Source organism: Terriglobales bacterium (genome assembly GCA_035487355.1).
Lineage (GTDB): Bacteria > Acidobacteriota > Terriglobia > Terriglobales > Acidobacteriaceae > QIAW01.
The window spans coordinates 15942-38937 of record DATHMF010000058.1 but is presented as its reverse complement, the minus strand read 5'-3'; the positions used below and the strand labels follow the sequence as shown (position 1 = coordinate 38937).

The 22996-nt window shown below is 54.0% G+C and carries 16 protein-coding genes; 12 read left to right on the top strand and 4 right to left on the bottom strand.

Annotation, left to right across the window (positions count from 1 at the left end):
• The 3 genes from VK738_11630 to VK738_11620 form a co-directional block, all read left to right on the top strand.
• On the top strand, positions 1–988 hold a 988-nt coding region (locus VK738_11630; protein HTD23298.1), incomplete at its 5' end, for a hypothetical protein.
• Positions 989–2098: 1110 nt separating this feature from the next.
• Entirely contained in the window at positions 2099–2950 is an 852-nt protein-coding gene (locus tag VK738_11625) for a hypothetical protein (GenBank protein HTD23297.1), read from the top strand.
• A 151-nt stretch (positions 2951–3101) separates the two neighbouring features.
• Complete coding sequence (locus VK738_11620; GenBank protein HTD23296.1) at positions 3102–3362, top strand: hypothetical protein; 261 nt, start codon at positions 3102–3104, stop codon at positions 3360–3362.
• 189 nt (positions 3363–3551) lie between these two features.
• On the opposite strand, the gene VK738_11615 is transcribed toward VK738_11620, so the two are convergent.
• Positions 3552–4787, bottom strand: a complete 1236-nt coding sequence (locus VK738_11615; GenBank protein ID HTD23295.1) for a YncE family protein — start codon at positions 4785–4787, stop codon at positions 3552–3554.
• A 687-nt stretch (positions 4788–5474) separates the two neighbouring features.
• Between VK738_11615 and VK738_11610 the strand changes: the two genes are divergently transcribed.
• From VK738_11610 to VK738_11595, 4 genes are all read left to right on the top strand, one after another.
• Positions 5475–6272: a helix-turn-helix transcriptional regulator gene (locus tag VK738_11610; GenBank protein HTD23294.1), complete on the top strand. Its 798-nt coding sequence runs from the start codon at positions 5475–5477 to the stop codon at positions 6270–6272.
• 437 nt (positions 6273–6709) lie between these two features.
• On the top strand, positions 6710–6880 hold the full coding sequence (locus VK738_11605; protein HTD23293.1) for a hypothetical protein: 171 nt from the start codon (positions 6710–6712) through the stop codon (positions 6878–6880).
• 121 nt (positions 6881–7001) lie between these two features.
• Positions 7002–7712, top strand: a complete 711-nt coding sequence (locus VK738_11600; protein HTD23292.1) for a hypothetical protein — start codon at positions 7002–7004, stop codon at positions 7710–7712.
• Between the two features lie 208 nt (positions 7713–7920).
• Positions 7921–8460 (top strand): hypothetical protein, encoded by a 540-nt coding sequence (locus tag VK738_11595; GenBank protein HTD23291.1) that lies wholly within the window; start codon positions 7921–7923, stop codon positions 8458–8460.
• A gap of 45 nt (positions 8461–8505) precedes the next feature.
• Here VK738_11595 and VK738_11590 read toward each other — a convergent pair whose 3' ends face one another.
• Positions 8506–9507, bottom strand: coding sequence for an NAD(P)H-quinone oxidoreductase (locus VK738_11590; GenBank protein ID HTD23290.1), 1002 nt, complete (start codon positions 9505–9507; stop codon positions 8506–8508).
• 179 nt (positions 9508–9686) lie between these two features.
• Complete coding sequence (locus VK738_11585) at positions 9687–10490, bottom strand: UDP-2,3-diacylglucosamine diphosphatase (GenBank protein HTD23289.1); 804 nt, start codon at positions 10488–10490, stop codon at positions 9687–9689.
• Between the two features lie 159 nt (positions 10491–10649).
• Between VK738_11585 and sthA the strand changes: the two genes are divergently transcribed.
• The 5 genes from sthA (at position 10650) to VK738_11560 (ending at position 19300) form a co-directional block, all read left to right on the top strand.
• Positions 10650–12038: a Si-specific NAD(P)(+) transhydrogenase gene (sthA, locus tag VK738_11580; protein HTD23288.1), complete on the top strand. Its 1389-nt coding sequence runs from the start codon at positions 10650–10652 to the stop codon at positions 12036–12038.
• A 73-nt stretch (positions 12039–12111) separates the two neighbouring features.
• The gene (locus tag VK738_11575; protein HTD23287.1) at positions 12112–12924 is read left to right on the top strand and encodes a rhomboid family intramembrane serine protease; all 813 of its coding nucleotides are present in this window, start codon (positions 12112–12114) and stop codon (positions 12922–12924) included.
• Between the two features lie 252 nt (positions 12925–13176).
• Positions 13177–16650 carry an acyl-[ACP]--phospholipid O-acyltransferase gene (locus VK738_11570; protein HTD23286.1) on the top strand — a complete coding sequence of 1158 codons (3474 nt, stop codon included), beginning with the start codon at positions 13177–13179 and terminating at the stop codon, positions 16648–16650.
• Positions 16651–16800: 150 nt separating this feature from the next.
• Positions 16801–18648: a hypothetical protein gene (locus VK738_11565; GenBank protein HTD23285.1), complete on the top strand. Its 1848-nt coding sequence runs from the start codon at positions 16801–16803 to the stop codon at positions 18646–18648.
• Positions 18649–18799: 151 nt separating this feature from the next.
• Complete coding sequence (locus VK738_11560) at positions 18800–19300, top strand: hypothetical protein (GenBank protein HTD23284.1); 501 nt, start codon at positions 18800–18802, stop codon at positions 19298–19300.
• 199 nt (positions 19301–19499) lie between these two features.
• Here VK738_11560 and VK738_11555 read toward each other — a convergent pair whose 3' ends face one another.
• Positions 19500–22907, bottom strand: coding sequence for an SUMF1/EgtB/PvdO family nonheme iron enzyme (locus VK738_11555; protein HTD23283.1), 3408 nt, complete (start codon positions 22905–22907; stop codon positions 19500–19502).
• Between the last annotated feature and the right edge of the window lie 89 nt (positions 22908–22996).

Sequence of the window (22996 nt, the reverse complement as noted above, 5' to 3'; positions counted from 1 at the left end):
CAGCCAGCAACCCCGTTGCTGCCACAAACGTAACGACGGGACCGAGTGCAACGCCCATCCCCAGACCGGCAAACAATATTGTTTCTTCCACGACCCCGCCTCCCAAAAGAAAAGCGCGGCTGCCCGCCGCGCCGGCGGAGTCCTTCGCAGGCGCAACGCCCAAGCTACTCCCCAAGCCATTCCAGAGCTGGCCTGCCTTCTCGCCAAACCAATGCGCGAAGCTTCCGGCGTGGCCGAGTTTTTAAATGAGGTTGCCCGCCAGTTCTGCCAGGGCAACATTGACCTCCGCGCCGCCGCCGAAATGCGCCAGTGCGCCATCGCTGTGCTCCGCACCTTTGAGTTCGAGGCGCGCAACCAACGCGAGGCCGCCCGGGCCGCTGCCCCGCGCACCTCCTCGGGCAAAAAACTGCCCTTTCCTGTCCAGTTTAATGTTACGGACATCCTGACCGGGGAGCTCTACCAGAGCCCAAACCAGAAAGCTCACTCCGCAGCGGAGCCTCTCTCATTAGGCCAGCAAGACAAAACGCCAAACACAAAAGAAGACAAACCAGAACAAGCCCGGTATCAGAGCGTCAGCCCCGCATCCGCTGCCGGCGCCAAAGATCAAACAAAAGACCACACAGAAGCCCAGGTAAAAGCCCAGACAGAAGCCCAGCCGCCCGCCAAAGCCCAGCAACCGAATGAACAAAATAAACCACAACCGAACAGCCAAAATAAACCACAACCGAACGACCAGGACGAAGCACAACCGAACGGGCACTCTGCCCCGAGCCCGGCCCCGCCTGCCGCGCAGCCCGTCTCCCCTGCGCCGAAAGAACATCAATCCGTGCACTACCCTCCCGGCCTGGGGCCTCGTTATATCAGCGTGGCCACGCCCGAAATGCCGTGGTGGAGAAGACCGCAATACAACAACCCCGGCTTCGTGACCGGCAAGGTTCCCAAGACAGCAGCCAGGCCGGCCCCGCGCTTCCGGGGCACGAGGCGGTAGCCGGGCTTCTAAGAGTTTGAAAAGCATCCCAGGATGCGGGGCTTACTTGGAGTAATGCCCTTGAGGTCTTTGAAAATTTGTTTGCCACGCGCGACTCCAGAAGCCGTTGCGGAAACCCGTGCACGCGCGCCCAGCGCGTGCTTGTCAGGGCACGGATTTATCCGTGCCGTTATGCTCTTGGAAATAAATAATTCCACTCTGCCGAAGGCAAGCGCACAGCGGAGCGGAGCGCTTAGAACAAAAGCCTCCCTGAGGACTGCGGACTATCTCAGCAAGTCTCCCACCCAAAAACGCTTTTCCCCAATAAATACGCGGCGATCAGCGCTGTTTTTAGGGCTCCAGACACTAGCAGCAAGTACCCCCCAGGGCGTTGTAGAAATCGAATCCGAGTGGACGGGCGGGGCAGAGAGAACGAATGGGATTGGCGCCTGAGGTGCACGTACAGGAAAACCCCGCCCTAGCAAGAAGCTAGGGACGGGCCACCCCGCAGTGTTAGGATGAGCCACGCTTGGAAGGTTGGGAGTTCATTAAAGGGGCTTGGGACAGCGTATATTCGTCCCGTAGGAGATTTTAGTGCGGACAACTATACTCTGGGTGATTTCCTCCTTGTTGCTTCTGTTTGCAGCCTTAATCATCGTGGGAAATGTACGAATTATCCTTCGATGGATTTTCAAGAGAGAGAAATCTTCGACCATACCTCTTGTTGGAGGGCTGTGTGGGGTATTGGGTATCCTCTTAGTTCCCATCAGAGGGGCAGGAAAGTGGTGGTGGGTTCCGTTAATTCTCGACTTCAATAGCATTGCCAGCTTGGTAGGGTTAATCTTGATTTTCTTCAAAAGTCCTTCGCAAAATTCTTGATGAAACGAATTACCCGACCTTTGGTCATTGAGATTATGTTATCTCCAAAGTTGTGAAAAAACATTGGTTTTGGCGCTTCGCGGGCGCTGCGCGCTGGCCTTCTGCAGAGTGGAAGTGGCTTTTTTTTAATGCTTTCCCAGGCCTTGCGGGCTGGACTGTGGCAGCGCACACGTTTTCGTTTTTCTTAATCAAAGGTTTTTCTCAATCAGGTTTTCTCAATCAACGTTTTTCTCATACAGGGTACGTAGAAGCTTGAGCAATCAATCACATAATTTCATCGAATCCGGGGCGAGTGTAATTCTTGGTTCTTACGACCAGGTTCCCAATTACGCGGAAATTGCAGCGTCATTGGGAGCCAATATCTTCGACCCGCCACAGCGGCTCTGGAAGTTCCTTACCGCCTCATCCGAAACATGGACGGCAACCCAAACATTCTTGGATACAGCAATCCGTAGGAACAGCTTATTTTGTTTGCTGACACCTCCACTCGCGGCATTGCGCGGGGGCAGTTATTGGACCGAACTGGACTATCTGATAAGCAGGGGAACCACTTCGGATAGATTTCAACTCATACGATTTCCATTGTCGAACCAAACACAGCGACAAACATTATCACCTCTTCGTTCACTTCTGGGATGGGACAACAGGCGCTTGGCAAGGAAGCGCCACGAGCAACTAATACAAGAGGTTAATGAGAATCTGCAATTTCTGTTTACAGAGTGCGGCGGAAAAATCATCGCAAATGAGGCTATTCCATTCCCTCCAGCATTCGACTATGCCTTCGTCACAATCGCCACGAAAGAGATGCTGTTTCGGATTGCTCAGGGGCGCGAGGATCTTGGCGTCAGTATTGCCCCGCAACATGCCCCCGATGACTGGCAAGAATTATCGATGGTGCTCATGGCAATGAGCACACCGGAGGGGGTCGGCTCACGACCTGCATATGTCTTTTTGCGCGATGTTGCACAATTGTTGCGCATGCAGATTAAGCCTCTGAGAGAAGCTCTGTCGGAAAACCGCTGGATAGCCATCAGTGAGAGGTTAACCAGACTCTATTGCCTGCCGTTTAAAGAACAGTGGGAAGCCGTCAATCGAAAGATCTGATCCCGTTTGGCAGTAGTCCTAGCGGGACCCACTTGGCGGAGCTCTGCCCCCGGCCCATTTGTGAACGACTGGCGGCACGAGTAAACTCTTGCCCTGATACAAAGCAAGAAAACGCTGATGGCCCGGGGCTAGATATAGCTGTGAGCGTGGAGTGTATGATGAATTCCAGTCAGCCGTGCAGGAAATTGTAAATAGGGCGCCACTTGAAAACTCTAAAGCGATTATCGATTTTACTCGCGGAAATTGTGTTTGCAATAGCATGGGTTGTGACCGTAATATGGGCGGCTATCCATCACAAAAAGATCCCATTTTTTTTGATTCTACTGATTTTGCAAACTGCTGGTATTTTTGGCTACGTGCTAAAGAGCTTTCGGAACCAATGGCACAATCGCCGCTTTTGGGCGTGGCTTAGTATACTCCTGGCTTTTCACTTAGCTGGCGTTGCTTTACTTATTCAGTACGGAGAGCATTTGAGATTTGTGTACATCGGGTTCCTGGCGTTCCTCGAGTACTTCGGTATTTGTATGCTGCTAGACAGGTTATTGTTCTGGTTCAACGCTTCAAAGCATCCGCATTGAAGATGATGGGCTGACCTCGACTACTACGGGTTCATCAACACGAACCGGGGATTAGGGGCGACGGGGATGGCGCCTGTGGTTGGCGTCAGGTTTAATCCCGGAATCACAGTATCGGTGCTAGTTTGAATTACGGAAATGCTTCCTGAGTTGTTAGCGACCACAACCTTAGTACCGTCAGCGGAAGAGCCTACTGAAACTGGATTTGCTCCTACAGCAATGGCATTGGAAAGACCAAAGGTTTTTACGGTATTACTGCTGGTGAGAATGACAGAGACGTTGCCACTACCGGAATTGGCAACGTAAGCGCGCGTCCCATCGGAGAGCGCGGCAACCGACGTGGGAGCGGTGCCAACCATAACCGTAGTTGCCGTAGATGCGCTGCAATCGGCAGCGTGATTGATGATTGAAACCGAATTGCCGCCCGTATTGGCTACGTAAACACGCTGCAGTTTGGAATCAAAACGCAGGAAGCTAGGCCCCGCGCCGACGGTAATCGCAGCCACAGGAGTTGCATCGTTCAAGCTGTTGATTACCGTGACGGTGCCACTGCCTTGATTGGCTACGTACACACAATTGCCGTCAGGACTGGCGACGATCGCCGAGGGTGTGGTTCCCACTGTAATTGCGCCTTTAATGACAAACGTTGCCGAATCAATCACCGTAACCTTACCGCTGCCCTTATTAGCCACATAAATCTTGCTGCCGTTGGGCAATTGGGCGATGGCCGCCGGGGTCGATATGGAAGCATCGGTGATGCTATTTACTTCCGCCAATGTGGCCAGCGAAACCACTCCTACAGAATTTGTGCCCGATTGCGCCACATAGACATTGGTATTGTCGGTACTGGCAACGAACAGTGGCTTGGCGCCTGCGGGCAGTGTAACGGTTGTGACCGAGGCCCCTGCACCTGCACTTGAAGGATAGACGCTGAGACTATCACCATCACGGTTGGCGATAAATAAGTCCGCGGCAATAATGGCGGCATGTACCGGATATACGCCCACTGGAAGGACCGCTACCACTGTGTCTCCAGACACGTTTATGTTCGTTGTCGTACCTGCGCCGGTGCCATTGGTGGCGAGAACAATGGAGTTTTCGATTGTCCCTACTGGGTTGCCGCCGGGCTGTGGAATCGGGTTGGCTACCGGGCGGAAGGTATCGCCGCAGCCGGTCAGCAGGACTAGGCAAACTACTCCCGCGGCTGCCTTGTTCAAAACAGCCGCACTACGCCTGATCAATAAACGCATTTGTAAACCCATGCTTAGGTCGTGTCTCCCTGATATTTTGAAAGCGCGATTGAGGAAGTCATTATTGTAGCAGCAAAATGCTTAACCATTAATGCTTTAACCACAAAGGACACCGAGGAAAAACACGAAGGGGCACAAAGGGAAACCCGCCAGATTCAAAGCTTTTACAGAGTTGGTTCTCTGCTTAAAAATTTCACGTCCACCTTATTGACTCGATTCCAGACCTTGGAATAAACTTGTCTCACACTGGGAAAGGAGGGGATCCGATGGATAAAAGTTCTGATTGTAGTAATAGTAGTAGATACAGTGAGGTGGCTGAGGCTTAAGGCGCGCCCGCTTTAAGCACGTAAGAACACTGTAGTTAGGGACATAAAGACAGAGCTAGAGCGCGGTCAGCGTCTTCAGCCAATCCCAACAGTCTACCGGCGGCCTGCCAGTTCTAATGAACAGCAGGCCGCTTTGTTTTGGCCCTTGTCTTGCTCATCTACAGGGAGACCACATATCGCTTGGAAGGCGCATACATCAAAAACCGCATTTCTCAACATGCGGTATGAGAAATTTACGAATCCCGGAATAAAAAATCCCTGGGCCATGCATTCTTTTCTGGCATAGCATAGCCAAGCTTGTTACGATTTCCGTAATTCGGGCTCGAAATTGATTTAGGTTAGTTCACGCGCCACCATGGTTCCGGGTCAACAATTGCGAGCAATACGCGAAGCTCTAGGTCTGACGCTGAAAGATGTTGAATCGGCGAGTGCCCTGATTGCAGAGAAATATAACAATCAGGAATACTCCATCCCCGCCAGCCGCCTTTCTGAAATGGAAACCAAAGGCATGCTGCCCAGCATTTATCGCGTCTATTCCCTGGCGATGCTCTACCGCAAGGGTGTGGATGAGATCCTCTCGGTCTTCGGAATCCCGCTGGGCAATCTCGCGGAAGATATTTCAGTGACACAGCCTCCGCCCAAGAGTCATATTCTTTCGGTATCGGATGAAGGGCGGACGATTGAAATGCCCCTGCGCTTTGACCCCGGCTTCGACATGCGAAAGACCACCAATATGGGCCGGATGGTCGAAAAGTGGGGCACCGTGCCCTTGCATTTCCTCTCCAAATTCGCGCGTACCAGCTATACCTACGGATACGTGGGAACTGATGATCTGACTTTGTATCCTCTGATTTTGCCGGGTTCATTTCTGCAAATTGACGAGAACAAAAACAAGATCCAGGAGGGCGGCTGGCGCAGTGAATATGAGCGTCCCATCTACTTTGTAGAAACGCGAGAGGGCTTTCTTTGCTGCTGGTGCTCGCTGGTAGGAAGCCAGATCGTTCTGCAACCCCATCCTCTATCGCCGGTGCCAGTGCGCATTTTTAAGCACCCACAAGAGGCAGAAGTACTGGGGCAGGTGGTGGGTGTGGCTATGAGCCTGGGGGACGTGGGGACTGTTGAGCTCGAGCAATTTCTCGCAAAGCAGCAAACACTGAATCCAGGTGTTTAGCCGACCCCCCTTGCAGGTTCTTGGGGAGCAACGATCCATCCTTTTCCAACAGATCCAGGTACTGCAATGGATCCATGTTTTGCTCGCGGGCCGACTCCTGGACCTCTTCCCATAAGACCAGCAAGGAAGTGCGCAGGGCCTCCAGAAAATTGTAGGAGTGCACCTCGGCAATCATCTTTTGAACCACATCGGGGCCATGGGTCCGGTTCATACCCCAATGTTCGTACTTCCCCTCTTTACTACTCCGTAAAGACCGCAGATACTGCAACCGTTCCAGAATGGTCTGAAATACCGAAAGGGTATTCTTCAAAAAGTCTTCTGTAGGGCTTAGCACAAGTCACCTATTTTACGAATTCCGTAATTGTTACCTTTTTCAGTTTTTTTTTAGGAATTTCCGCTTTTGGGCGAAAGTAGCACCAACAAGGAGAAATTCAATCATGAAAAAACTTATCTTCACCATCGCACTTACTTTAGCCTTAACCACCGGAATTGCAAGCCCAATTTCAGCAGCAGCGCTAACAACAAAAACGCCAATCACAAATATAGACAAAGGCTGTGGATCCTGCGGACCGACCTGCGACCCACAGGGAAACAACTGCATCATCTAACACTAAAATTGATCCCCAAAAATTGACCCCCCAAAGAATTTTCTTGTGGGCTACCGACTAAATATCTTAACTTTATCGGTAGCCTATGCCAATTCAACAGATTCTTGGGACAGTTCTTCTGGTGGTTGGCACGACCCTTGAGATAGTGGTTGTGGTGGTCATGCTGGTTCGGGGATTGTACCGAAAGCTGCCTTATTTTTTCGCTTATGCGGCCTTTGATGTAATAACAACAATCGTGCTTTCCGCTCTACAAAAGCATCATCCTGCTGTATTTTTCTACGGCTATTGGTACGGAGAAGTAGTCAGTTGGGTTTTGGCTCTTGCGGTGATTTATGAGATCTATGCAAGCCTTCTTAAGGACTATGCGGCTTTGCAGAAGCTTGGAGCATTTTTATTTTGGCTTATGGGGGCTGTGCTGGTGTTAGTCGCGTTATGGGCGGCCTTTAACTCACCTGGTTCAGATACCTTTCGGTTCGTGCGCGCGGTACTCAATTTGGAACGGAGTATGCGAATCGTACAGGCCGGACTGTTAGTAGCTCTCTTCATATTCGCTTCTTTTTTTGGGTTGAGTTGGAAGAACTACCTCTTTGGCATTGCCCTGGGACTGGCTCTTTATGTCTGCTCCGACCTCGCAGTCGTGGCTATCCGAGCCTATGGTGGCAAAATGCAGCACTTTTCTTTTACTCTGCTAAAACCGGCGACCTACAATCTTGGGGCTTTGGTCTGGACTATTTATGTCCTTAAGTCGTGGCGCCCGGCAGATTTGCGTGCTTTGCCCAGAACCGAACTCGCCGCGTGGAACGACGCGCTGCAGGATCTGTTACATCGGTAACGTTACTTCAGTAACAGAGGACAAATTGCTGCCCCAAGCCCTTGTAATCAGCATACTTACCCTGATTAGTGCCAAAATGGAACGGTACCGAAACAGAAATATCCACAAGCTGCTAACCCTATATTTTCCTTTATTTTACAGGCCCCATGGTGCACCATAGTGATGGCGGCATTGTATACGCCGCCCGCGTTTCGGGAGTTATTACGATATGAACTTACTATTTCTATTGCTCGTTTTTTCTGGCTTGAGCAGCGTCCTGCTCTACAAAGCGGCGCGCGGACATAACGTCCGCATTGCGAGCTCTGAAGATATCCAGCGGCTGACCAAGCCGGTAGACCTTGAGGCGTTCAAGAACCTCACCGATCCCGCAGAAGAAAGCTTTTTGCGCGGACAGCTTCGCAGCAGGGCTTTTGCTAAAGTCCAGCGCAGGCGCATGCTGGCGGCGGTGGAATACGTGCAACGTGTGGCCTGGAATACCTCTGTGCTGATGCGGCTGGGTGAACTGGCCAGCACCGCTGCTGAACCAGAGATGGTTCAGGCAGGCATGCAGCTTAAAACGGCCGCGCTCGGTTTAAGAATTTTGGCCCTGCAAGCCGAGGGAACCCTGTATGTGCGGGCCGCGTTCCCGAACCTGCAGCTACAGCCGCGCGACTTGGTTGCCGGATACGAAAATCTGCGCGAGCAGGTGGCTGCGGTTTGCCAGCTTCAGCAGCCGGGCAGTTTGGCCGGCGCCATGGCTGCACTGTAAGCCTGACTTTTATGCCGGATGAGGATGTAACAGGCAGTTGCATCCTCACTCCCTGGCAATCCTGATTACTACCTTCCCGAAACTCTGATTAGACTCCAGGCGGCGATGAGCCGCCTGGATGTCTTTTGGCGTAAAGTCGAATTCGCTATCCACAGTGGCGCGCAGCCTGCCCTGGGCCAGCAGCGGAACAACTTCCGCCGTGAATGCCTGGGTTACAGCAACCTTCTCTTCCAAAGTCCGCCCGCGCAGCACCGAACCGATCAGGCGCAACCGCTTCCGCAAGAGCGCGGAAAAATCTATTTCAGTCTTCCTTCCCCCCATCGTGGCCAGAAGAACCAGCCGGCCTTTTGTTGCCAATGCCTCGAGTCCGGCGGGTACGTAACTTCCTCCTACCAGATCAAGCACGACATCGAAGCCACGCCCACCGGTCCATTGCTGTGATTGTTCCTGCAGAGGCTGCAGGTTATCAGTCAACGCCATTCCATCCTGAAGCCCGAAGGGCCGCGCACGCCCGATCTTTTCCTGCGTGCGAGACGTACCGTAAGGGACCGCTCCCCTGGCTCTCACCAATTGCACGGCCGCGAGGCCAACTCCGCTGCCTATCGCATGAATAAGCACATTTTCTCCGCTCGCCAGGCCGGCCTGTTTCCATAATGCGTCATGCGCGGTAATAAAGACCTCGGGCACGGCAGCGGCTTCAGTCCAGCTCAGGTTGGCGGGAATCTCGGCCAGCATGCGCTCATGGGCAACAATGTATTCCGCCTGACAACCGCCGCCTGCGATGCCGAAGACGCGCTGCCCCGGCTGCCACATCTGTACGTGCCCTCCTACAGCGGCAACCTCGCCGGCAAACTCCATGCCGGGGATATCCTGCGGCGCATCGGGAGGAGCCGGATAGTATCCCTGACGTTGGAGCAAGTCGGCACGATTAAGCGCCGCTGCATACACGCGCACTTGAACTTTATGGGGGGAGGGTTGCGGAGTTGGAACTTCCCGGATATCCAGCACCTCTGGCCCGCCTGGTTTGGTAATTATGATTGCCTTCATAGCTTGGCTTCTTGGCTCTTAGCTTCTAGCTTCTAGCTGTTTTTGATCTTCGTGAAACTTAGATGATAAATCCCTGTTGTTCTTGATTTCAGTGAAAATGCTCCTAAGCATGGCAAGGGGTGGGATTGAACTATCACTCTGAGGGGCGAAATCGTAAATCGTACTTCGTAAATCGAAAATCACATGCTCGCGTAAGCTGCGGCGAGCAATGAGTCTGAAAACACCGGAGTGGTGGTTTTCGGGGTTTCGCTGGAGCCGGAATCGTTGCTGGAATCTATAGTCTTATCACCAGGTTGATATTCATGCACCTGCACGCCTTCTTCACTCACAGTGAGATACGTTGCCTGGGAGTTGGTCCAACAGCCGGTGTTGTAATACTGAACGCCATCATCTTGACGCTGAGTGGCCTCGTGGGTGTGTCCGCAGAAAACCACGTCGGCGCCCCGGTGGCGCGCCAAATTCAGGGCCCCGGCAGATACCACGTCGGAGAGGCGCAGCCATGAGGTGCTCATGCGGTCGAGAAAGCGGGCCAGCTTTTGCTCAAAAAAATGCAGACGTTGAGCTTGCGTGTAGATGAAAACCCCAATTCCGCTCAGCAGCAGGTTATTGATCATGAAGCGGTCAAACTGGTGGCCATGGACGGCGAGGTAGCGCTTTCCGCGGTAGTCCCAGGTGTACTCCTGATAGACCTCGACCCCGACGAGGTGGGACATGACGTCCGTTAACCCCTGGTCGTGGTTGCCTTCTACCCATACCACCTCAACATTGCGCTTGGGATTGGAAAGCTTGCGGATGTACGAAAGCAGGTTCCAATGCTCTTTCTTCAAGCGGCTAAAGTTCAGGTCGTTGAAGATATCGCCCAGCAGCACCAGCCGGTTAAAAGCAATGCTCTTCAGCATGGCCTGCACGTCGCTGGCGCGGCAGGTTTCCGAGCCGAGGTGAATATCGGAGAGGATGACCGTATCGAAACAGGCTTCCCGCATAGCTTTATTCCTATCGCAGACGTGTTATGGGAATATGAAATTCCAAAGAAAAAATTCGGATGTGTACCATTTGCGTTACGTTCTTCGCCGCGTCTTCTGCAGGCGTATTCGCTGTCCGAGAATTTTCGGTACAATTCAACTTTCCACTCTCCCGGTCCAATGTCGAATCATGAATACGAACTCGTGGTCATTGGCTCCGGTCCTGCCGGACAGAAGGCGGCCATTTGTGCCGCCAAGTTTCGCAAAAAGGTCGCCATTATTGACCGCAAGAAGATGCTGGGAGGCGTATGCGTCAACACCGGCACGATTCCCAGCAAGACCATGCGTGAGGCCATTCTTTACTTGAGTGGATTGCGCCAACGCGCCTTCTATGGCCGCGGCTACACCCTGAAAGAAGAGATTTCAATCCAGGACATCACGGTCCGCGTTGAGAGCATGGTCATGCGCGAAATCGAGGTGATCCGGGCACAGCTTCGGCGTAATCACATCACCATCTTTGAAGGCAACGCAAAATTTGTTGGCCCACACACCATCGAGCTCGAAACCGAAGAAGGCCCGCTGGCATTGCAAGCGCAGAATGTCGTGATCGCCTGCGGCACTCGCCCGGCGCATAGCGACAACATTCCCCTCGACGGCAAACGCATCATTGATTCCGACCAGCTTCACTGCCTGGAGCAGGTTCCGCGCGAGGCCATTGTGGTGGGCGCGGGCGTGGTCGGGTTGGAGTACGCCTCCATGCTGGCGGCGCTCGGAGTCGAAGTGACATTGCTCGACCAGCGGCCAACGCTGCTGGATTTTGTGGACCGCGAAATCCTCGATAACCTCTGCTTCCAGTTGCGCCGGCTGGGAACGACTTTTCGCCTGGGTGAAAAAGTTGTACAGATTGGGATCCAGGAAGAGCGCGACCGGGTCTTTGCCAAATTGGAGAGTGGCAAGACGGTTTATGGCGAAGCGCTGCTGTATGCGATTGGACGCCAGGCGAATACCGATCAATTGAACATTAGCGCAGCCGGCATCTGCGCTGATGACCGAGGCAAGCTGGGGGTCAATGAACATTACCAGACGACGGTGCCCCATATTTACGCGGCGGGAGACGTAATAGGATTTCCTTCCCTGGCCAGCACTGCCATGGAGCAGGGACGTTTGGCCAGTTGCCACATGTTCGGAAAAACTTTCAATAGGTCCAAGGACAACTTCCCTTACGGGATTTACACCATTCCGGAAATTTCCATGGTTGGCCCAACCGAAGAACAATTGACGCAGGGCAAGGTCCCTTACGAGACTGGCATTGCCCGTTACGAAGATCTGGCCAAAGGACAAATGCTGGGCGACGACCAGGGCATGCTCAAGCTTCTGTTCGACCCGGAAACACTCAAGCTGTTGGGTGTGCACGCAATCGGGGAGCGGGCCGCGGAAATTATCCACATCGGGCAAGCGGTGCTTAGCTACGGCGGTACGATTGAATACTTCCGAGACGCGGTTTTCAATTATCCTACTCTGGCGGAGGCTTACAAAGTTGCGGCCCTCGATGGATTGAACAAGCTGTGATGACGTAATCTCAATCTACATAAGCCTCATTTGCATCAATGTATTAAGTCTTGCGGGTCAAGGACTCAACCCTATGCCAAATTGCGCTAACTGCGGCCGCCCTCTATTCTCCGGCGATGCCGGAGAGACACATCCACTTTGTCCGCAATGCCGTCAGCAGATTCTGGGGCAAAGTGTCCCCGCGGAAGCTCCACGCGCTCCTTCCGCAAAGTTTCCTGTCACTACTGCGCTTTTGAGCATCAATGTATTGATGTTCGTAGCCATGGGGCTTTCTGGGGTTTCTCTGACCGACCCCACGGTTGACCAACTTGTGCGCTGGGGTGCCGATTATGGCCCGCTGACATTGACGACACAGCCCTGGAGACTGCTCACCTCCACATTTGTTCATGGCGGATTGCTTCATATCGGCACCAACATGTGGTGCCTCTGGAACTTGGGCAGGATGGCGGAAAACTTCTTCGGGCGGCTCTCTTTCCTGTTGATCTATTTATTGACAGGCATCTCTGGCAGTTTGCTAAGCGTGTACCTGCATCCCATGCGCACCAGCGTCGGAGCTTCAGGGGCAATCTTCGGCCTGGCGGGTGCACTCATCACGGCACTGTATCTTGGCAGGCTCCCGATCCCTAAGCAACGTTTGAACGAAGCTCTTAGAAGCTTGATATTTTTTGCGGTCATTAATCTGGCGATTGGCGCCGCAGTTCCCGTGATTGACAACTCCGGCCACATTGGTGGGTTTTCATTAGGATTGCTGATTGGTGCATTGCTCAGCCCCAGTTTGACGAAAGACCCAGAATCGAAAGCTCATACCCAGCGGCTTGTCTTCTCGGCGGTGGCCGTCGTGTTGGCCATTGCCGTTTGGTTCGTCAGAAAAGCCCACGGAATTTGAGCTTAGACCGGTCTGGTTTTTTCTGTGCTTGAAAAGTAGTATTGCCAACGCAAGATCCTTCGCGCCAAAAAATGGCGCTCACGATGACAAATGCGAGCAGGGACGTTGGAACAGAAGGCACAGAAGAAATTAGACGGCTTAGCCGCTACATCCAACAAATTTGCAAGAAATCCTGACTTCCCCGTTCTTAAACTATGAGCTAGTAGCAACAGGCTTAATTTGCTATAACATCTCCAATCCCTCTTCCGATCTATGGAACAAACACATTCCGCAAGTTTCCCGGTTGCGCCTGAAAACTGGAAGCGTGGCTTCTGGAGCCTGATTGTCACGCAGTTCCAGGGCGCCTTCAGCGACAATGCCCTGCAAAAGCTGGTGACCGTGCTGGCGCTCAGCATGGGACTCTCGCAAGAGCTGCGCGACAGAATGGTGCCGGCGGTGGGCGCAATTTTCGCCGTGCCCTTCATCCTGTTCTCGATGTATGGCGGCTTCTTCGCTGACCGCTTCAGCAAGCGCACCATCACCATCAGCATCAAGGTCTTCGAGATTGCCATCATGCTGGCGGCCACTTGCGGGTTATTTTTTTCTATTCCCGCGTTGCTGCTGACCGCGGTTTTTTTGATGGGAGTGCACAGCGCCATCTTCGGCCCTTCCAAGTATGGTTTGATGCCCGAGCTGCTGCCTCGCGAACGGCTCTCCTGGGGCAACGGCGTACTTGAATTAGGGACTTTTCTCGCCATCATCCTGGGCACGGCGATCGGTCCTATTTTGGCACAGTACTTTCATGGCCGGCAGTATTGGTCGGGTGCGCTGCTGGTGACACTGGCCCTGGTTGGCCTGGGAACAAGTTTCGGCATCACGCGCGTGCCGGCCGCCAATCCTGCGCGCAAGTTCCGCTTCAATTTTGTTGCCGATTTATGGCGTGAGGTGCAGTACGCCCGCCAGGACCGCCTGCTCTGGCTGGCGATCATGAGCAACGCCTATTTCTTTTTCCTGGGAACACTGCTTCAGCTCAACATTTTCATTTTGGGAACCGATGTGCTGCACCTCGACGAGAGCCACATCGGATATCTGCTGGTGGCGTTGGCACTGGGCATGGGCGTTGGCAGCATAACGGCAGGATATCTTTCCGGGAACAAAATCGAATACGGCCTGGTTCCGCTGGGCGCCATTGGGATGACCGTATTTTCCATGGTTTTGTTTGTCCCGGCGCTCACCTTTGTCAAGGTGGTTGTTCTGCTCTCAGCTCTGGGGTTCTTCGGCGGATTCTTTATCGTCCCGGTGAGTGCGGTTATGCAGCACCGTCCGCAGGAAGAACGCAAGGGCTCTGTGCTGGCCGCCGCCAATTTACTTTCTTTTGTAGGCGTGTTCCTGGCGTCAGGATGCTATTACGCCCTTACCAGCGGCGCCGTCATTCCCCACACCGGCGTGAAGTTGCTTCATCTATCGCCTGCCACGATTTTCCTGATTGGCGGAGTGCTCACGCTGGCAGCGACAGTTTATTCCCTGATGCTATTGCCGCAAGCTCTGGTGCGGCTGCTGCTGTGGATGGCCACGCGCACGATTTATCGTATCCGGGTTGAAGGGCTCGAGAATATTCCCTCCAAGGGTGGTGCACTCTTTGTCAGCAACCACCTCTCGTTCATGGATGGACTCTTGCTCGTCGCCTCCACCGACCGCTTCGTGCGCTTCATCATATTTAAGGACATCTACGACCTGCCATTCATCAAGCCGCTGGCCAAACTGGGCGATGCGATTCCGATTTCGTCACAGCTCCGCCCGCGGGAGATGATTCGGTCGCTGCGCACTGCGAGCGAAGCCATCCAGCAAGGACAAATCGTCTGCATCTTCGCCGAAGGCCAAATCACCCGCATCGGGCAGATGCTTCCCTTCCGCCGCGGCATGGAGCGCATCATGAAGAACGTGGATGCGCCCATTATCCCCGTGCATCTGGATGGAGTCTGGGGAAGCATCTTCAGCTTCGAGCGTGGACGCTTTGTATGGAAGATTCCCCGCGAGGTCCCCTACCACGTCACTGTGAGCTTCGGGAAGCCTCTGCCGCCCGATACGCCTCCGTTTGAAGTGCGGCGCGCGGTGCAAGAGCTGCACACGCAAGCTTATGCTCTCCGCCGGAAGCGGATTGAACCGCTGCACCACAGTTTTGTGCGCACGGCGAGAAAGCATCGTGGACGTTTTGCCATGGCCGATGGCCAGACGGCCAAGGTTACCTTCGGCTCGGCGCTCACGCGGACCATCTTTTTGGCGAGACGGCTGCGCCGGGTGTGGCAAGACCAGAAGATGGTGGGTATTCTGCTTCCGCCGTCGGTGCCCGGCACTCTGGTGAATTTCGCTGCGCTGCTCACGGGGAAAGTCCCGGTCAATTTGAACTACACCGCCTCTGATGCTGTGGTCGCCTCTTGTGCCCAGCAATGCGAGCTGAAGACGGTGATCTCTGCCCGCGCCTTCCTGGAGAAAATTTCGGTGCATCCACCGGAGAAAGTCATTTTGCTCGAAGAGCTCGCCGCTAACCCGCGCTTCAGTGAAAAGATTATTGCCCTCGCGCTCTCCTGGCTGGCACCCCGCCCCTTGCTGTTGCGCTATCTGAGCGGCGGCAAGACTGCCCAGATCGACGACCTGGCGACAGTCATCTTTTCCAGCGGCTCGACCGGCGATCCCAAGGGCGTAATGCTCAGCCACTACAACATCGCCTCTAACATTCAGCAGATGGGCCAGGTTTTTGCTTTGGATAAGCACGACCGCATCCTGGGCATACTTCCCTTCTTTCACTCTTTCGGCTTCACGGTCACGGTTTGCCTGCCGGTGGTTTTGGGAACCGGAGTTGTCTTCCATCCCAACCCCTTGGATGCGCGAGTCATCGGCGCTCTGGCGCAAAAATATGCCATCACCTTCATGGTGGCCACGCCGACTTTTCTGCAGGCTTATATTCGCCGTTGCGCGCCTGAAGATTTCGGCAGCGTGCAGTTTGTGTTGGCCGGAGCGGAGAAGCTGCCGGAGCGCATCGTGCAGGCTTTTGAAGATCAATTCGGCATACGCCCGCTCGAGGGCTACGGCTGCACCGAGTGCTCTCCGGTGGTGGCCGTCAATACCCGCGACTTCCGCGCAGCCGGCTTCCGCCAAGTGGGCGCCAAGCGGGGCAAAATTGGCCATCCTCTGCCCGGCATCAGCGTGCGCGTTGTCCATCCCGAAACCGGCGAACCCCAGCCCATTGGGCAACAGGGCCTGCTCTTGGTCAAGGGCCCCAACGTCATGCAGGGATATTTGAATCGCCCGGAGAAGACCGCCGAAGTCTTGCGCGAGGGCTGGTACAACACCGGCGACATTGCCATCCTGGACGAAGACGGATTCCTTGCCATCGCCGACCGCCTGAGCCGCTTCAGTAAAATCGGCGGCGAGATGGTTCCCCACATCAAAGTGGAAGAACGCCTGCACGAGCTGGCCGACGCCACCGAACAAAAATTCGCCGTCACCGCCGTACCCGACGAAAAGAAAGGCGAGCGCCTGATTGTGCTGCACACGTTGACCGACGCTCAATTGAAAGATTGTCTGGAAAAATTTGCCGCCAGCGATCTGCCTGCACTGTGGAAGCCCCGCGCCAATCAATTTTTTCACGTTGAGGCCCTGCCTTATCTCGGCACAGGCAAACTGGATTTGCGGCGGATTAAAGAAATGGCGGCAGAGTTGGCAGCAAAAGAGCCTCAAACCGCTTGAAGTCAGGCGCTCGAAGCAGAGCTTTATATCGTTTTGATCGAGGCATAAAGCAGAAAAACTCAGTTGCAAGATTCCACGACCGTGCCGTTCCTATGAAGTAACAGCAAATTGGCCTTGGTGTGCCTATTCACAGCCACGACAGGAACGACCATGAAGACAACCTGCTTGATTTTTCTCATGAGTATCAGCCTTTGCCGTACAGGAATTGCCCAACGGCCGGCACCGCCGATTGAGAGACACAAGGAGTCTGCCACGGCGCTCAGACACCGGTGGGAAGAAGAGATGGCGGTCCATTGGGGAGACCGAATCCTCGGTATTCGGAAAGTGCTTATTGAGGGTAAACCTTACGTCGAAATAAAGCTGCGGAGCAATGGAATTTTCGAAGTAAGAAACAGCCCCTACGTGTTGCATATTGGTTGTCATAGTTTCTCCTTGGGCAATGTCTCCTTGGGCGGTGCTGAGAGCGACGACGACTTTCTGCATACTATGACCTCTTTACTCACTCCCGCCGAATACCAACAAATAAACTCGGGAGATCGCGTTTACATTGACGGAATGTTTTTCGGGGTTCTGCACAAACGCCGCATCAGTCTGCCCGCGAGCGAGAGCCGCGACTGCCCTACACAAACCGGCACTATGACAGTGGCACGTGGACTTCAAAAGCCGGACTTCTCATTGCAGGTCTCAGGAGAGCAGAAGCTGCTGGTCAGTGGCAAAGCCGATTATTCCGTCACCGTAACACCGATGGGCAGATACAAGGGTACAGTAGCACTGAGCATGGTGGCCATCGCGCCTGAAGGCTTTGTGCCTGAAGGCATTACCGGAAGCTTCGAACCTCCCCAGATCACGGGATCAGGTAAATCTACACTTCACATTTGGTCTCGAGAAAAATGGCTACAACCGCACAAGTTCTATCTAAGCATCGAAGGCAAAGATAAGAACACGAGAATCGACCATATTACCGGCACTCTATTGACGATCTACACAGGACCGCCTGATTTTTCAATCACAACGACAGAAGGCCGGCTGTCTGTGCTTCGAGGAAGCGAGGCAAGCAGTGCTGTCACCATCAAATCGATCAACGGTTTTCAGGCAATCCTGCCATTAAGTGTCAGCGGTTTGCCTCAAGGGATTAAAGCCTCTGTTGTTCCAGATCGTGCCCTGGTTCTTGAAGACTCGGGAGATTCATATCTAACTGTAGTCGTGGGGGACAAAGTTCCACCCGGCGATTATGAGCTCACGATCACGGGGGTTGCCCAAACCAGGCACGGCCCGCTCAAGCGTGACACCCAGGTAGGCTTAACGGTATACGCATCTGATTTTTCGTTATCGGCGAAACCGGAATCCCTGGACGTCGTTGCTGGAGAGGCTGTCAGCTGCACAACAACATTAGCGCTGATCAAGGGTGATGAGGGATCGGTGTCATTTGGCATCGGTGGTTTACCTTGGGGTGCCAATGCCAGCTTTCGTCCCGCTTCCGTCAGGCCTCAAGGGACGCCTCCTCCTTCTCAACTCACCATATCCACGAAATACTGGACACCTGCCGGCTCCTATCCTCTGCAGGTCATGGCTGCGAGTAAACACCGCAGTCCCATGCGAAGCACCCGAGTGATGCTGGTGGTCCATCCTCCCCAGGCGGACTTTGCTCTCACCACTTCGACTCCAAACACACCGACCGTGCAGGCCGGGGGAGGAACAGCTTACACACTGGCCCTCGATTCGATTGGCGGGTACCAAGGAATGATATCGCTGAGCGTAAGCGGCTTACCTTCCGGCGCCAAAGCCAGTTTCAGCTCCGATTCGGTAGATTTGAAAGCGGGCAGAAGTCCTTTCGCCTCACCCAACTCTGTCTCTGTATTGACTTTATTCACTGACAATTCCACTCCACCTGGCGCCTACAAACTGACAGTCACGGGCACAGCAAAGAATGCAAAGGAACCTGTCACACATTCCCTGTCGTTGGATCTGATCATCGCCGCAGCGTCGGATTCGCGATAGTTCACGCTTTCAGATTTAAGATCTGTAATCAGTCCTACAATCGCAAAGTAGACCGGAATAAAAAACGCAAACGAGAGCAGAAATTCTCGGTAAGTGCGACATAACAATTCTGGAAGCTTTAGAATCTATTCAAGGAATCGGAGTCCACGAAATGATGCGGCAACCTACATTTCTGCTCGTTTTTACTCTGAATGTTATTTTGATTGTTCTTTTCCTGGCGGGCTGCAACAAGCAGCAGAATCCGTCTTCTGACAGCGTGCTTGGATCGGTGAATTCTGCGACCACGGCGATGGCCGGGGGAGCTCGTATCGAAAAACCCTTTCAGCAGCAGTTAAGCGGCGCAGAGTGTTATGGCGGTGGTGGTGGGAAATATGCGGGCGATGTGGGTTTCGGTTTCCCCAGCCGTTCCAATCGTGTCCTGGCCTTCACCATTGGTCCGCTGAGCGACCGCCTCTCCCCCGGACAGGAAAACAACAGGCCATACGACGGAGCGGGGACGTATCCCAACATCGGAATTGCACTCCAGTCTCCCAATGGAAAACCCATCGCCGGATTCGGCACAATTACCGTGAATCCTGATCTGCAAAGCGGATCTTTTGCCTTTAATGATGGCAGCGCATCTGGAACCTGGGATTGTGGACGCAGACTGTGATTGAGTCATTGACTCATCGGGTCATTGAATCATTTGAAGCAAGAAGTTCGAAGTATGAAGTAAGATTTACGATTTATGATTTCTTGAAATCGACGGTTTTTTGAAAGCACTGTAAACACCGAAGCAAAATCGTACTTTATAAATCAGCCTTCAAACTTTAATTCAATGACTCAATGATCCGATGATTCAATGAATCAATTTATTTGTCGAGCCCCAATTTATGCAGCGCCTCATCTATCTTGCTGCGCGGGGTTGGCGTGGGTGAAGGCTTAGGAGTCGCCGTCGCAGTCTCGTGGTCGTGACTTTCTGTCTCGTCCGGAGGCGCCTGGGGCGCTCCCGTACGCTTGACCGGCCAATCGGCGGCTAAACGGAAGCCGATCGTAGGATGGAAATAATCAGGCTGCCCGGAGGTACGGAAAGCACACTCCAACCCGGTTGGAGGCAGTGACCAGGCGTTGCCACGAATTGCTCTCTGTCCATAAACCGGATCTGTGGACTTGGCTTTTTCGTCGTAAAGAGAGCTGGTCCATTCGGCCACTCCGCCCGCCAGGTTGTGGACGCCATAGGGTGATTCATCCTTGTAGTCTTCCCACTTCCAACTCATGTTTGCGCCGGAGTCGCCGTAACCTTGAGTAACAATCGCCAATCCCCTCCCGGGCTGATTGCCCCAGGAGTATTTACGGCCGTCGGGGCCACGGCAGGTTCCCTCCCATTCAATTTCTGTGGGCAGGCGGTAGGTGACCGCATCGCGTTTGGAGCGCCATTCGATGTAAGCCATAACGTCGTTGTAAGAGATGCCTCGCACCGGGGATTTAGCGAACTGGGTTGCATCGCTGCCGTTGGCCGGAGCCAGCCCGCTGGAGGTCAGCACCGCGAGAGGCTTGCCGAAATCGCGCGGCAGATGGCTTTTGGCAGCTCCGCCAATGCTCTTCAGGAACTGGGCGTAGTCGCCCATGCTGATTTCATCGTGATACATGAGAAAGGGTGCTATGGTCTTTTTCTGCCGGGGCAGAGCGTTGGCGCTGTCGCCGCCTACCCAAACGTCTCCGCCGGCCACGAAAAAGAACCCGGGCAAGATTTCCCTGCTCAATGGCATATCAATGTGGCGGTTCACCGTTCCCAGGCGTGGCATCTTGAAAGGCACCCGCGTCTCACCGTAATTCAGCGCGGTTGCCAGCAACATGTAGCTGCCGGGAGGAAGTCCGGGGACTGAAATTTTTCCCGAACCCAGGCGCGAACCAGTCGAAGGATCAAGCCGGAAGATGGAATGCGTACCCTTGATGACCGCTTCCCCGCTTTTGGCCCGGTTCTGTTCGGCTAGAAGAAAAGCTGCGTCTGATGTGAGCGTTTGCAAATTGAAGGGGACCGGAATCAGGCGCGGCGGCAAGGCGTTGCCCTGTTGATCGGTAGAGCGCAAGGTTTCAAAACGGAAAAGGTAGACTTCTGCGTCTTCCGGTGAGACGGTCAGTTCCAGATCGCCCAGCCCATCCAGTTCTTTGCTGTAGTCCTCCGGATTCGGCGCATAACGCAGCACCTCGCCGCCGTACACACTCATCAGTTCGTCATTGTTCTGCGCCAGCGCCAGCCGCCATAACTCCATGTAACCTTCCGCCAGAAAGCTGCGCGCGCTCTTGTTGCCGGGAGAAACATCGAGCGCCTTGGTGGCGTCCTCTACCGCGCCTTGCAGCTTCTCACGATAGACATTCGCAAGATCGGCCTGGGCAGAGGCTTGCATGGTCAAACGATAAGGATCGTCAGGACTTAACTTTAGAATGGAGTTTTTATAAGCGTTGTAGCGCGTTTTACCCTCATCCATCTGAGATTGGGCAGAGCTCAGGAGTTGGTGTACCCGGTATTGCTTGTATCCAAACCAGGCAAGAAGAACGACGGCCAGTACCGCAGCCGCTGTGGTAGCGCTGGCGGTCACCCGGTTGCGATTGCGCTTGATCCATTTGATGGACCGTACCAGCGGCGTATCGGGACAGCAGGAAACTGGTTGATCTTCCAAATATGCCTGCAGGTCATTGCGCATGTCCTGGGCTGAGGCATAGCGCTCGCCGGGATTGCGTGCCATGGATTTTTCGCAAATCGCCTTGAGCTCACGCGGAATGGGCTTAAAACCGTGCGTCCCGGTCTGTAACGGCGCCGGCGGGTCCTGGTTGACCTTGCGCACTACCTCCAACGCAGTACCGCCTTTATACGGCGGTTCGCTGGAAAGGATCTCGTAGAGTATTGCCCCCATGGAATAGACATCCGTGCGCTCGTCAAGTTCGCTGATTCTGCCAGCAGCCTGCTCCGGGGCCATGTAGGCAGGCGTACCCGCGACTGCGCCTTCCATGGTCATGCTGCTGTCCAGGCTGGCGCGCATGGTGAGGTCCAGGAATGCTTCCTGTTCCTTGGAATCGGCTTTGGCGGCAACGCGCGTGCTCAGGATTTTAGCCAGTCCCCAATCCATGACCAGCACTTCACCGAATTTACCCAGCATGATGTTGTCGGGTTTAAGGTCGCGGTGAAGAATATCTTTGCTGTGGGCGTAGGCCATGGCGTTGCAGATGCTGATCAAAATTTCAATCATCTGCCGCGCGCTCCATACGTCACGGAACTTGCGGCCGTCTTCGAGTTGTTTGTTATCGCGGCGTCCGCGGATTACTTCTTTGAGGGACAGGCCTTTAACATATTTCAGGGTGAAATAAATGCGGGCTTCAGCATCAATTCCCAGATCGTGCACCGGGACGATATTAGGATGCTCCAGGCGCCCTGTGGCCTGCGCTTCCTTGATGAAGCGCAGCATTTCGTCCTCCCCCACCGTGCTGCTGTCTCGCGGGCGCAACATCTTCATGGCTACTTCGCGGCGAAGGTCGCGGTCAAGAACTTTGTGGACCTCTCCCATGCCTCCCTGGCCGAGCTTGCTTTTCATCTCATATTTGTAAACCGGGATAAGCCGGCCGGTTTCGGGATCAGTACCGCCCATGCGCTCGAGGGCAGCGACGACAGAGCGCCGCTGCTCGAATCCGTTTAATAGTTCTGTGCCCGTAGGCATGGTCATCGGAACAAAACCGGAAGCGGTAGGCGAGATGCTTGAGGATTGTGCGGGCTGGGGTTGTGTTTGTAGCTTTTGTTCCGGAATGGCCATGCTGGAAAAGTCCTTGGTGGGAGTTTCTGTGGACGTTTCCCCGTAAGACATGGTGAGCTCTCGCGTTATCTTCTCCTGTCCTTGGCGAGCATCGCGGCTGGCTTCCGGAGGCGGAATTTTTACAGTGGCCTGATCATTTTCTGTGCTAGTGAGCAGACGAGTGGCATCCTGATCGTTAAAGGACTGTGTGTAGGGCTGTGTGGGGGATTGCGTGGGGACATCGTCTTGCGAAAAACCAACGCCATCAGTATCCGGCTTGGCGGCATCAGTAACTTCCCGTTGTGCCGGTTGGGGCCTGTTGGCTTCTGACCGTGCTTGCCGCACCGCTGCGATCGCCTGCAGATCCAAACGGATCAGCGTGGATTGATCAACCGGGCACTCATAACGTGCGTCCGGCTTACTCGGGTCGCCTTTGTATTTTTTGCCGCACTGGGGGCAGACCAACACCAGCACTGAACCGGGGTTTACGGGCATACAGCTCTCTTTACACAAGGAGTTGCGGGGACCAATACCCCACGCAACTTATACGGAGAGAATTTTAGTGCGGATTTGGGTTTTGTGCA

Excerpts from the sequence above, each read along its gene's own strand:
- VK738_11555 (HTD23283.1), bottom strand. The coding sequence starts at position 22,907 with ATGCCCGTAAACCCCGGTTCAGTGCTGGTGTTGGTCTGCCCCCAGTGC.
- VK738_11590 (HTD23290.1), bottom strand. The coding sequence starts at position 9,507 with ATGAAGGCAATCATAATTACCAAACCAGGCGGGCCAGAGGTGCTGGAT.
- VK738_11605 (HTD23293.1), top strand. The coding sequence starts at position 6,710 with ATGAAAAAACTTATCTTCACCATCGCACTTACTTTAGCCTTAACCACC.
- VK738_11565 (HTD23285.1), top strand. The coding sequence starts at position 16,801 with ATGAAGACAACCTGCTTGATTTTTCTCATGAGTATCAGCCTTTGCCGT.
- VK738_11575 (HTD23287.1), top strand. The coding sequence starts at position 12,112 with ATGCCAAATTGCGCTAACTGCGGCCGCCCTCTATTCTCCGGCGATGCC.
- VK738_11570 (HTD23286.1), top strand. The coding sequence starts at position 13,177 with ATGGAACAAACACATTCCGCAAGTTTCCCGGTTGCGCCTGAAAACTGG.
- VK738_11585 (HTD23289.1), bottom strand. The coding sequence starts at position 10,490 with ATGCGGGAAGCCTGTTTCGATACGGTCATCCTCTCCGATATTCACCTC.
- VK738_11595 (HTD23291.1), top strand. The coding sequence starts at position 7,921 with ATGAACTTACTATTTCTATTGCTCGTTTTTTCTGGCTTGAGCAGCGTC.
- VK738_11560 (HTD23284.1), top strand. The coding sequence starts at position 18,800 with ATGATGCGGCAACCTACATTTCTGCTCGTTTTTACTCTGAATGTTATT.
- VK738_11615 (HTD23295.1), bottom strand. The coding sequence starts at position 4,787 with ATGGGTTTACAAATGCGTTTATTGATCAGGCGTAGTGCGGCTGTTTTG.
- sthA (HTD23288.1), top strand. The coding sequence starts at position 10,650 with ATGTCGAATCATGAATACGAACTCGTGGTCATTGGCTCCGGTCCTGCC.